The organism is Psychroflexus sp. MES1-P1E (assembly GCF_002836055.1).
In the GTDB taxonomy this organism is placed as follows: domain Bacteria; phylum Bacteroidota; class Bacteroidia; order Flavobacteriales; family Flavobacteriaceae; genus Psychroflexus.
Window position 1 is genome coordinate 1 of sequence record NZ_PJBS01000162.1, and the last position, 12452, is coordinate 12452.

The window sequence follows — 12452 nt, forward strand, 5'->3', positions numbered from 1 at the left end:
TTATTGGATTGGAGGTTCGCTAATCGAACGTTTGAAAGAAATTAAAGAAAGCAAAAAGAACAAAAACAAATAGATTACACTATTTATAAAGAAAAAGCAGAATCTTTCGATTCTGCTTTTTCTGTTTGGTGCCTAAAGCTAAGATCCACCGAAGTCTCCGTCATCAGTGTTGCTTCTTCTGTTTTGTTCTCGCTTTTGTTGATTAAACCTATAAACTAGAGTAGCAGTTACTTGTCTTACTCTCCATTGGAAAGAACTATTCGATGTGAAATTTTCCGTAATAGTGAATTGATTTCTTTTTCTTGAATTAAATAAATCTCTAACGTTTAAAGAAATAGTTAGATTATCATCTTTTAAAAAATCTTTACTAAGGGCTAAATCAATAGAAGCTATAGGGTCTGTTTCAGTTTGAGCATTTACCCTAGGACCTCTATAAAAGGCATTGGTTTGCCATTGGATTTTTCCTGGCAGAACAACGTTAGAACTAAATCTACCAAAATAGCTTTCATTAGTAGCACCATATTCAATACCCTCAAATTCACCTTCACTTTCGAATCTAAAGTAATTAAAACTCAAATTGGTTCTTAACCACTTGGTAGGATTATACAATACACCAACTTCAGCACCATAACGCTGTTCAGTAGCCAGGTTAATGGGTATGTTTTCAATAATGGGAATACCATCTTCTTCGGTTAACCTTCCTGTATCTCTCTCAACGCGTTCAAAAGCATCAGTTTCTCTTTGAAAATAAATTGAACTTGTGAGAGTAAGATTCTCCCAACGTTTTAAATAGCCTAAATCAAAGGCATTAGCAAAAGAAGGGTCTAAATCTGGATTACCTTGAAATACATTTATTCTACTTGACTGAGATGGAAATGGATTTAAAAACCAGCTTCTCGGTCTATTGATACGTCTATTATATCCAAGAGTAACATTTTCATCTTCTCCTAATTCATAAACCAAATTGACGGTTGGGAAAAAACCTCCAAAATTTTTATCGAAATCAAAAATTCTATCAGAACTTCCAGGAACCAGCGGCGTTGTTGTTCCAATCAATTGAGTATGCTCGTATCTCAAGCCAAGAAGAAAAGAAAATTGCTCAAATTTATTTCCATACTGTGAATAAACGGCTGTAATATTTTGCTGAAAATCAAAATCACTTGAAACAAACTCATCTGTTTCAAGATTACCTGTTTCGAGGTTTTGCCTTTGAACCAAAAATCCTTGAGTTTGATCTGTGTAATCTCCTCTAAATCCAACTTCAAATTGAGCGTCACCCATAGGCTTTACGTAATCTGCCTGTATAAGATAACTATTTCTTTTTTCGGTTTCTAAGTTATCTTGTAATGCTACTAAAGAATCACTGGGAAGGGTCTGATTTTCATTGATGATTCCAGTTTTTGTCTCATTACTACTAGAGTATTGAAGGTCTGCTGTTAACTTATGATCACGATTTTCTTTATCAAATCTTTTTTCATAATTCATCGAGTATTGAAAACTCTTATCATCTTCTAATTCGTCTTCAATTCTAACCGTAGTACTATTTTCAATTCCATTTACGAATCGTCTATTAGTATTGGTCGTCATATCTCTATCATCACCAGACCTAGTGAATAAACTAGAGGTAACTGAAGACATGTCATCGATAAAGTATTCTACACCAGCATTAACATTAAAATTTTGACCAGTTCTATCATACTCTCGGTTTTCTATAATCCTATCAAAATTAGAAATACCTGTATATTCAGTGTCAAAAAATGCATTACCAGGTCTAGTCCTATCGGTATATCCAAGGCTTGTAAAAATATTGAAATTTTCAGTTCTTAAATTTAAGTCAACAAACGCACCTGAATTTTTCGGATCCCCAAGTGTTCCTCGTATAGACCCATTAAAGCCAAGTGTTTTTTCTCTTTTTAGTATAATATTTATGATACCAGCAGTGCCTTCGGCATCATATCGTGCAGAAGGGCTTGTAATTACCTCTACAGATTCAATAGCTTCAGCAGGGAGTTGTTGAAATACATCCTGATCTCCAAATCCAGCAACAGAAGAGGGTTTGCCATTAATCAAAATTCTTACATTATTATTACCTCTTAGACTGATAGCTCCATCTATATCTACCGTTACAGAAGGGACATTTCCTAAGGCATCACTTACTGTCCCTCCAGCTGTGGTTAGATCTTTTCCTACGGTATAAATCTTTTTATCAAGTCTCACTTCCACTTGTGTGGTTTCAGCTACGACGGTAACTTCATTCAGTTCTCCAGCTTTAGCTTCAAGCTTTATAGTTTCTAAATCTGTATCTATATCCATGATGAAGTTTGAAATATATTTGACCTCAAATGAAATATATTCAATCTCAAGGTCATAAGTTCCTTTTTCTAACTTTATGGAAAACAGGCCTTCTCGGTTGGTTACTCCACCATTTACAATACTTCCATCTTCAATGTTTATAGCTGAAACTGATGCATATTCCAATGGAAAATCCATTGAAGCATCAATTACTTTTCCTGTCAATTCAAACTCCTGCGCAAATCCAATAATAGGAAGAAACGCCAATAAGATCATTATTTTTTTAAACACTAGTAGTTAATTTAAATTCAATACTATGACTAGTTTATTAAAAGATGGTTTAATTAAACCCCGTTAAAGTAGAGTTAACATTAGACAATTAGTAAACGAATGAAGTCTTATCACTGAATTCACTCATTTTTTTTGTGAGGTAACCTACTAGTTGTTATATTTCAACGAATTTAAGAACCTTAACATTGAAAGACATGTCAGAACAAGAAGATCCGAGAAACCAAAACGAAGAAAACCAAGGGAAATCTAAAGAACGTATTTCTGAGGATGCCGACGTTTTTTTAGATAAAGAAGAGAAGTCTACTCCTAAGAAAGAAGAAACTTTGGAGAAAGAATCTACAGTTGAGGAGCAAGACATAGAGGATGCCGACGTTTCGTTAGAAAAAGAAGAAAAATCTAATCCTAAGGAAGAGGAAACTTTAGAGAAAGAATCTAAAGTTGAAGAGCAAGACATAGAGATAGAGGATGCCGACGTTTCTTTAGAAAAAGAGGAAAAGTCTATTCCTAAGGGAGAGGAAACTTTGGAGAAAGAATCTAAAGTTGAAGAGCAAGACATAGAGGATGCCAATGCTGAAGATAGTGAGGATGCTGATATTTCAAGACGGCATGATATCGAAATGAAAGATTATCATGCGATGTCTCTTGACGAGTTGGTTTTAGAGATTGAAAATCTTGTTAAAAAAGAGAAAGTACAGTCCATAAAAGATCATGTAAGTAATGTCAAAATTGAATTTGATAAAAAATTCAATGAAGTTATAGAAGAGAAAAAAGAAGAATTCCTAGCTGAAGGTGGAAATATTATAGATTTCCATTATTCTTCGCCTGTAAAGAAAAACTTCAATACTATTTATTTCGATTATCGTGAAAAAAGAGATCATTACTATTCTCAATTAAAAAAGAATCTCAACACCAATCTTAAAACTAGACTTGGTATTATTGAGGAACTTAAAAGTATGATAGGCTCTGGGGAAAGTATGACTTCCAGTTTCAAACAATTTAAGGAATTACAAGAGCGATGGAAAAATGCAGGCTCAGTTCCAAGAAACGACTACAATACTGTATGGAATAATTACCAGCACCACATAGAAAGATTTTATGATTTTTTACATCTAGACCGAGAGTTTAGAGATATGGATTTTAAGTATAATCTAGATCAAAAACTCAAAATCATAGATCGGGCCGAAGAACTATCACAAGAAGAAGATGTCAACAGATCTTTTCGGGAACTACAATTGCTCCACAAAATGTGGAAAGAAGAATTAGGCCCAGTAGCAAGAGAATACCGAGATGAAATTTGGGATAAATTTAGTGAAGCTACCAAACTAATCCATGAAAAACGTCAAACTCATTTTGAAGAGTTAGACCAAAAACGCGAGGAGCACCTGTTGGTTAAAAAAGAAATTATCCAACAAATAGAAAAGCTGACTGAAAAAGAGATGACCCAACATAAGAACGCTCAAGACCGAATCAAAAATGTAGGTCAACTTAGGGATTTATTTTTTAAAGCTGGAAGCGTTCCAAAATCTAAGCAGGATGAAACTTGGGATGCTTTTAGAAAAGTGACCAGAGAATTCAATAAAAAGAAGAATGATTTCTATAAAGACCTTAAGAAAGACCAATACGATAATCTTGAAAAGAAGAAAAAACTTATAGAGATTGCAGAAAATTATAAGAATAGTGAGGACTTTAAAGTGACTACTCCCCTTATGAAAAAAATCCAAAACGACTGGAAAGACATAGGTCATGTGCCTAGAAAAGACTCAGATAAGATTTGGAAACAATTCAAAGCTGCTTGCAACGATTACTTCGACAAATTCCACACGCATAAAAACGACGAGAACAATGGAGAAATACAGGCCTTTAATGAAAAAAGAGACCTTATCACCAAACTTAAAGACGAAGTCTTAAGCGATGATGACGAGGTAAACGTAAAGCTTGTAAAATCTTATATTTCTAAATGGAATGACATCGGGATGGTGCCCAATCAAAAGCGCTATGTAGAGAATAAATTCAACAGAGCTTTAGATCAAATTTTCAAAAAAATAGATGTGAGTAAGACGGATGCTGAATTGATGAAGTATCAGAATAAACTCCAAAACCTTTTAGATACTGACGATTCCAACAGCATATACAAGGAGCAAACTTTTTTAAGGAAAAAGATCGATGAAACAAAAGCTGAGCTCCAGCAACTAGAAAATAACCTTCAATTTTTCTCCAATGCAGATCGAGAAAATCCATTAGTAAAAGACGTTTATAATACTATGGACAAGCTGAAAGGAGATCTGGAGATGTGGAAGACTAAATTGCAAAAGATAAAAGCTTTGTAAGGTAAAATCTTTTCCAGAAGCTAAAATTTTATCTTGTCCGCTTTGTGAGAAGCAAGCTGATTATTTTAGAAACTAGGTCGAAAAGACAGGTTTTATTATAAGTGTTCAACCTGTTAATCTGTCTTTTTGATTCCTAAGAAATATGTAGATCACTCATCAGAAAGGGCAGGCTATGAAGAGTAGAATAATGATGTAAATGACCTAGGTATTTAGAATTTACAAGTTTAATTTTTCTACTATCAGTGTAAGGATTTGAATTCTGGGTACAAAACTGGGCTCATAGCTTTAGTTGTTCCAGAAGATTTTTGGCTATAAAACTGCAACATTTTGTGATACTTATTTTAACCCGATAAAGTAAACCTTATAAAATTCTAGAATTATATAATTTGTTGCGAGGTCATGGAGCATTTCTATTATCCAAAAGATAAACTTTTGAAATCGATTGATTTACTTAAGCCAAATTAAATTTATAATGTCGTATAAATAAATTGAATTATACTAGGACTTAGCTCAGTACACATTTATTGAAATTGAAAATAATAAGAATAGCCCTTGTTACTGTCATTATTTTTGATAAAAACTAGGCGAAAGAGATATAATCTATTGCGGCATCATAGGTTTAAATTAGTATTAAATCTTCTAGAAATTATTTTATAAAAAAAGTCTTTTAAAAAGTAAATCTATTAGAGAAGAGTTTAGCTATTGATGATTTTAACAATGACTAAACTCTTTTTTTTTACACTGTAGAAGTTTAAAAAATATATCAAAACACTTTGAATTTAATCCTGTAAAGTATGTAACCCTAGTTTATTATCTTCAGCTAAAAAGTCATATTTTAGTCAAGTTTGAAAGAAGGGAATAAATCATTCAATACAAAATTATAATGAATGTTTAGTTGCATGGCTTTATTATAATGCAATTTTGAGTTTTTGTAATCTCCCAATTCAAAATAAACACCTGCATATCTGTATTCTATTTCCGCAAAATCTGTAAAGAAAACCTCGGCCTGTTTTAAAGTTTGCAAGGCATCTTTAAAATGCTTTAGTTCTATAAGAATATCCAAACGAGTAATCCACGTTTTTAGCTCATAATTACCAAGTTCAAGGCTTTTTTTAAAACCAAGATCAGAATCTTTAATATTATCTAATTCTAGATTTATAATAGCAAAGTGCTTCCAATACAGAACGTTTTCTTCATCGATATTAATAGCTTTATTGATGTAGTACAAAGCCTTCTTGTAATCTTTAATTTTGACGTGATAATCAGAAAGTGCTAACCACACCTTATCCAACAAAGGATCTTCATGTAGCGCTTTTTTATAATGCTTTAAAGCTTTTTCAGGTTCATTCAACTTGAGAAAACACTTTCCAATTCTCAAATAAGCGAAAGCAGTGGGATCATCAATTTGAAGGGTGAGGACATAGCATTCTATAGCATCCTTATATCGCTTAAGACGCTCTAATACCTTCCCTTTCTCTAAGTACGCCCCTATAAAATATTCATCTGAGATAATTGCATATTCAAAAGCCTCTAGGGCATTATCGAACAGGTTATTTTCAAAATATATCTTTCCGAGTTGATGCCAAGCGACTTCGCAATAAGGTTGACGATCAAGAAAAGATTTTAAAAACTGAATTGCTTCTTCGTTTTGATTTAAAAAATCGAAACAATAAATAATATTATATAAAGCGGTAGAGTCGCTTTCATCGTTCTCTAGACATTTGATGTAACTTTGCTTAGCATTTTCAAAATCTTCTAAAAACATATACTCCATTCCCATAATGCTATGGATTTCTAGGAGATCATCAGCAAAGTTTAAAGATTCTTTTAAAATTTTGATAGCATCTAGATGAAGATCTTGCTTAGAGTAGATGTTTGCAATAAGAATGTATATTTCTTCATTATTGGGCTCCAAAGACTTAAGGCCTTCCAACAAATCCATAGCTTTTTCAAACTTATCTTCAAAAGAAAACAATTCTGCTTTCATCAAAAGTAAATTAACCGACTTTGGGTGTTGATCTAAAGCAAGTTTTAAGGCCTTTTTAGCGAGAGCTAAACGACCGCTATCAATATAATGACCTATTATATTTTCAAACTCCGTCGCGTCAAAAAACAATATCTCATTGGTTTTCAACATCATTTCAAATTTCTCTATAGGAAAATCGAAGTCATCGTGGTGAGAGGATCCTAATTGCATATAAAATGATTTAAGTTTTGGTTAAGGTAAAGGTCTTTTTTCAATTTAAATCGAGATTTGATAAAATGTTATCCACAAGTTATTCACCTTTTTTTTGTTTAGAATACTCATTTAATATATCAATAATAATGCCACAGCCCTTAGTTATTTCTTTCTCTGAAATGGTTAATGGCGGGGAAATTCTTACAGCTTTTGTTTCATACAGTAACCAGAATAAAATAAGGCCTCGATTCTTAGCTTCTAGCACTAAATAATTAGCAATCTCATCACTCTTAAATAGCGGAGCTAGCATTAGCCCTACACCCCTTACTTCTTCTATAAGATCATGCTGAAGCAACTTTCTAAATAGTTTTTCTTTACGGTCTACATCCTGTATAATGGATGTAGAAAGAAGCACCTCTAACGTAGCTTTACAAGCTGAAGCAATCACAGGATTACCTCCAAAGGTAGTAATATGGGCTAGTTTCGGGCTATCACTTAATAGGCTCATTAAAGCTTTAGAAGCTGTAAATGCGCCTACTGGTAGTCCAGAAGCCATGGCTTTTCCTAAAACAAGTATATCCGGGACCACATCAAAATGCTGGAAGCCAAAAAGCTTTCCTGTTCTCCCAAATCCAGGTTGGATTTCATCCAAAATCAACAAGGCTCCTACGTCTTCACAGCGTTGCTTTACTTTTTTTAAATAATCATTTTGAGGTAAAATAAACCCGGCTCCCCCTTGAATAGTTTCTATTATAACAGCTGCGGTTCGCTCCGTTATAATATTGAAACAAATTTCTGTATTAAATTGTAGGTGAGTGATATCGCCAACTAACGGTCTAAACGGTGCTACACGCTCCTCATAATCCATCAAGCTTAACGCCCCATAAGAATTACCGTGATAGCACTTTTTGGCTGCTATAATCTGACTTCTACCAGTAGCCCTTCGAGCCAATTTCATCGCTCCATCAATAGCTTCTGTACCGCTATTTACCAAGTAAGTTTGTGATAAAGGCTCAGGTAATTGCTGTGCTAAAAGCTTTGTAAATTCTACCGCTGGAGATTGTATGTATTCCCCATATACCATGACATGCATATATTGATCTAGCTGATTTTTTATAGCTTCAATCACTTTGGGATGTCTGTGACCCAAGCCGCAGGCAGATACACCTGCCACAAAGTCTAGATATTGGGTTCCGTCTTTTGCATAAATATAAGAGCCTTCTGCAGAGACTACCTCAACTCCTAAGGGATGGGGAGTCGTTTGTGCCTGGAAGTCTAAAAAATCACTTTTCATCATCTATTTTTATAGCTTTTATTTTTCTTAACGGCAATTTTTTATCCTCTGGAACTTTACCTGTATTTGAAGGCTTTAAGTCCGCTTTTTCTAAATTTGAATTTGAGTTTAACTCTCTTATTCCTTCAAAAAAGTCATCGTAAATCTCAGGATCCTCTAGACCCCTTATTTTAGGTAAAACCAAACTATCTCTCCCTTTAAACAAGTCCGCTTTGGTCGTCAGCCGCTCATCTCCTCTCCAACTAAAGTCTTTTAATTTTCTGGCATTTTCTGGAAACATAGAACTTGGGTGCGTTTGGGAATCCACTTCATTGTAATAGTAGACATCTGATATTTCTTGTTTTTCGAATAAGATTTTAATTTTAGCCGAGATAGATTTGTTAATGCCCAAAAGATCTGAGGTATCATCCCTCAAAAAGAATAAGGATTCTGTATTTCGAATAATATTAACTTCATAGATTTCGTTATTCTTAAATAACCCAAAAAGTTCCTTCCCCTTAATTTGATTATAGCCGTCTATGGAGTCTTTTTGGATCATAAACGCATTATAAAAAACCTTAAGAGAATCTAATTGTTCCGTCTCTGTATTACTGATTAAATGAATGGTATCTCCAGTAATTTGACTTCCACCTGACCACAGAATTGGATCTCGAATCAATTTAGTGAGTCCAGTGGCTTCGCTACTATGTATAGAATCTGCTTTCCCACTCAAATCCGATTTATACAATCGAGCATCATAAAAAGCACGGATATCTCTATTTCCAGTCTTTCCTGTAACCATAAGTGTATCACTTGCTATAAAGACTGAATCCTGTTCTTGTTTTATAGCTGCAAGTGGATTTTTTGTAATGAATAGCGAATCCTTCATCCTAAATACCTCCGCATAATGACCTTTTATAACCGATTGATTCACCGTGTCGGTGACTTTAATGTTGTTGGTTGCAGAAGCGAATCCCGTGGGCCTATCAAAATAAATACTATCCCCTTCTAGCAATCTATTTTCATAATCTATTTTTGAATTCTTGACAAAAAACCCATTATCCTTCCGCGTATCATAAAATCCTCTCTCGCAATACACTGTACTCGTTTCGCTTGTTATCGTAGAAGGACCATACAAATAAGCATGGCCTTTCTCAGAATAAAAATCTAAATAATCTGAGTCAATATCATACTCTGGATTTCTGACTTTAACTTCTTTCCGAAACGAAAATTTTTCTTGATTCATAAAATATCTACCTACCACACTTGTAATTGTAGATGCTGAATCCTTCACAACTCCACCACTTCTATAAAAAGCCTCTTGCTTAAGTCTGTTGAAAAACAAGGAATCCGTAGTGAGCCTATTACTAGGTGTAGTTAATACAACATCTTCACTAGCAAAGGCAAATTGGGTATTTCCATTATATTCAGCATACTTACTAGTCATATTTACTGTATCGCCCTGCTTCATTCTTACATTCCCAAAAGCTCTAAAAAAGTCGTCCGTTTGATAAAAAATAGCTCGATCGCACCAAACCTCAATACCGTCATGAAGAAAGTAAACCTGATTATTGACTTTCGATAGGATAAAAGCACCTGGAAAGTTCGCTTCATCTACACGAGTTCTATCGCTGGTATAATCTATTTTTTTTCCATGTTGAGAATACGAAATGTTTACAAAAAGCAAAAAATAAACTAAAACTAAGAGGTATTTCAAATCGATTTCTTTAGACTGGTAAAATTACATTTTAATTAAAACAAAAGCAGCAATAAATTGCTGCTTTAAGTATAAGAATAACCTTAGATTAAATACATTCAAAAATTACTAAAGAAGATAATCTGTACTCACAAAGTTGGACGTTTTACTTTCCAAAAGTTTACGAATAATATCATTATTATAAGGGTTGTCTTTTGATGCTAAAAAAGTTCTTATAGAAAATGATCTTAAAGCATCATGAACACTCAAGGTTCCAACTGCAGAATCCTTACGCCCGGTAAATGGTAAAACATCAGGTCCCCGTTGGCAAGAGCTATTTAAGTTGACTCTACATACCAGATTTACCAATACATCTATGAGTGGTGCAAGGGTATCGACATTTTTGCCAAATAAACTGACCTGCTGTCCATAATTAGATTTTGCTATTTCATCCAACAGGTCTTGTATATCATCAAAGGATTTTATAGGCACCACAGGGCCAAATTGCTCTTCCTGATAAACACGCATAGACTCGTTGACGGGGAATAACACTGCAGGATAAATATAATTATCGGTTACAGTTCCTCCTTTTTTATTGAGAACCTTCGCTCCTTTTTCTTTAGCATCATCAATCAACTCCTTAATGTATGCGGGTTTGTTAGGCTCTGGGAGTGGTGTCAATTTTACGCCTTCTTCCCAAGGCTGACCGAACTTAAGCTCATCCACTCGTTTCGAAAATCGTTTATTAAACTCATCCTTAATTTCATCATGGACATATATAATTTTAAGGGCTGTACAGCGCTGGCCGTTATAAGATAATGATCCATTAAGACACTCTTCAATAGCTAAGTCTAAATCTGCATCTGGAAGAATAATAGCTGGATTTTTGGCTTCTAAGCCGAGTATAAGCCTCAATCTATTTTTGTAAGGATGTTGATCTTGAAGGGCAATAGCAGAAGTTGAGTGTCCTATAAGTGCTAAGACATCAATCTTACCTGTTTTCATGATGGGAACTGCAACTTCTCTCCCTCTCCCATAAATTACATTTATAACTCCAGCAGGGAAACTTTTTTGAAAAGCCTCTAGCAAAGGAGATAATAAAAGAACTCCGAACTTGGCAGGTTTAAAAACAGCAGTGTTACCCATAATCAATGCTGGAATAAGCAAAGCAAAGGTTTCATTTAATGGATAATTGTAAGGTCCCAGACAAAGAACCACACCGAGTGGTCCTCTTCTTATATGAGCGTTGATCCCATCTGTTTTCTCAAACTTGGCACTATCCCTATCCAACTGTTTATAATTATCTATGGTGTCATAGATATACTGAACAGTCCTGTCAAATTCTTTTTCTGAATCTGGTAGCGTTTTTCCTATTTCCCACATCAGTAGTTTTACAACTTCAGTTCGTTTGGTTTGCATATGCTCCACAAAAGATTTCATACATTCTATTCTTTCTTTTACGCGCATGGTTGGCCACTGTCCTTTTCCTTTATCATAGGCATTTACAGCCGAATTTAAGACTCCCAATGCTGTTGGCTCATCCATGTGAGCAACAGTACCAAGTAAGGTTGGCTTATATTCTGAACTCGTAGAAATTGTTGAATATACCTCATCCATTTTGCCATCCCAATTGACAAGTTTACCGTTATCTAAATATGTATTTTGATGAAGTAATGAATCAATTGTATCTAAATTTGTGTTTAACATAATATTTTAAGTGTTTTAGTGAAATAGTTCACAATTTAATAAACTAACTTATCGATCTATTATAACTAAGTAAAATGATTTGTTAAGCTTTAGTAATGCATCCGTTTTGATAAAAAGCAGCATAACTGTTTCGAACCTCTAAGCGTATAAAAAATGGAACCGAATTTTAAAGAAAATTGAATTAAATTAAAGGAATTTACTTTTCTATTGGAACTCGCATTATTAAGCAAATATTAAGTTCACAAAATTAAAAATACATTAAATTTGTAAACATGAAGAATGTGTTTTCATATCTACTAGTTATGATTTTTACCTTACAATCGTTTGGTTTAAGCGCTGCTAATTTAGCCAACCTCAATAATTTGGCAGAGCATTACGAACTTCATAAAACCGAACATCAAAATTCATTTTTGGAGTTTTTTGACTTACACTATGGTAATCAAAAAGAAGCGCACGAAAAAGAACACGAGGAACATCAAAACCTTCCTTTTCAAGAATGCCAGCATTACTCCCACATTTTTTTCTTTGAATTACCTCAGGTCATAAGTCTAAGGCTAACAGCCCCTCTTGAAATAGTCCTGAATAATTTTAATTATACTTCACAATTTGATTTATTAATTGAAACTGATATTCTTCAGCCACCGAAACATTAGACTCTGATGTCATCCAAGTCTATTGTTTCATTTT

General features: G+C 34.0%; 7 protein-coding genes. 2 read left to right on the forward strand and 5 right to left on the reverse strand.

Features of this window, described 5'->3' with window-relative positions:
• Nucleotides 1-138 precede the first annotated feature (138 nt).
• A complete protein-coding gene (locus tag CXF67_RS07220; RefSeq protein ID WP_102088142.1) occupies nt 139-2568 on the reverse strand; it encodes a TonB-dependent receptor in 2430 nt (809 codons plus the stop codon).
• Nucleotides 2569-2777: 209 nt separating this feature from the next.
• Here CXF67_RS07220 and CXF67_RS07225 point away from each other — a divergent pair, with 209 nt between their 5' ends.
• Nucleotides 2778-4910: a DUF349 domain-containing protein gene (locus CXF67_RS07225; protein ID WP_102088143.1), complete on the forward strand. Its 2133-nt coding sequence runs from the start codon at nt 2778-2780 to the stop codon at nt 4908-4910.
• Nucleotides 4911-5745: 835 nt separating this feature from the next.
• Here the strand turns inward: CXF67_RS07225 and CXF67_RS07230 are convergent.
• The 4 genes from CXF67_RS07230 to CXF67_RS07245 form a co-directional block, all read right to left on the reverse strand.
• Complete coding sequence (locus tag CXF67_RS07230; protein ID WP_102088144.1) at nt 5746-7107, reverse strand: tetratricopeptide repeat protein; 1362 nt, start codon at nt 7105-7107, stop codon at nt 5746-5748.
• Between the two features lie 79 nt (nt 7108-7186).
• Complete coding sequence (locus CXF67_RS07235; RefSeq protein ID WP_102088145.1) at nt 7187-8383, reverse strand: aspartate aminotransferase family protein; 1197 nt, start codon at nt 8381-8383, stop codon at nt 7187-7189.
• Nucleotides 8373-10079, reverse strand: a complete 1707-nt coding sequence (locus CXF67_RS07240; RefSeq protein WP_102088146.1) for an OstA-like protein — start codon at nt 10077-10079, stop codon at nt 8373-8375. Before CXF67_RS07240 ends, CXF67_RS07235 begins: the two co-directional genes overlap by 11 nt.
• A gap of 108 nt (nt 10080-10187) precedes the next feature.
• The gene (locus CXF67_RS07245) at nt 10188-11765 is read right to left on the reverse strand and encodes an NADP-dependent glyceraldehyde-3-phosphate dehydrogenase (RefSeq protein ID WP_102088147.1); all 1578 of its coding nucleotides are present in this window, start codon (nt 11763-11765) and stop codon (nt 10188-10190) included.
• Between the two features lie 272 nt (nt 11766-12037).
• Between CXF67_RS07245 and CXF67_RS07250 the strand changes: the two genes are divergently transcribed.
• On the forward strand, nt 12038-12418 hold the full coding sequence (locus CXF67_RS07250) for a hypothetical protein (protein ID WP_102088148.1): 381 nt from the start codon (nt 12038-12040) through the stop codon (nt 12416-12418).
• The last annotated feature ends 34 nt before the right edge of the window (nt 12419-12452 follow it).

Bases quoted from the DNA above. Each gene is read 5' to 3' on its own strand.
- CXF67_RS07220 (WP_102088142.1), bottom strand. From the start codon at position 2,568: ATGATCTTATTGGCGTTTCTTCCTATTATTGGATTTGCGCAGGAGTTT.
- CXF67_RS07225 (WP_102088143.1), top strand. From the start codon at position 2,778: ATGTCAGAACAAGAAGATCCGAGAAACCAAAACGAAGAAAACCAAGGG.
- CXF67_RS07230 (WP_102088144.1), bottom strand. From the start codon at position 7,107: ATGCAATTAGGATCCTCTCACCACGATGACTTCGATTTTCCTATAGAG.
- CXF67_RS07235 (WP_102088145.1), bottom strand. From the start codon at position 8,383: ATGAAAAGTGATTTTTTAGACTTCCAGGCACAAACGACTCCCCATCCC.
- CXF67_RS07245 (WP_102088147.1), bottom strand. From the start codon at position 11,765: ATGTTAAACACAAATTTAGATACAATTGATTCATTACTTCATCAAAAT.
- CXF67_RS07250 (WP_102088148.1), top strand. From the start codon at position 12,038: ATGAAGAATGTGTTTTCATATCTACTAGTTATGATTTTTACCTTACAA.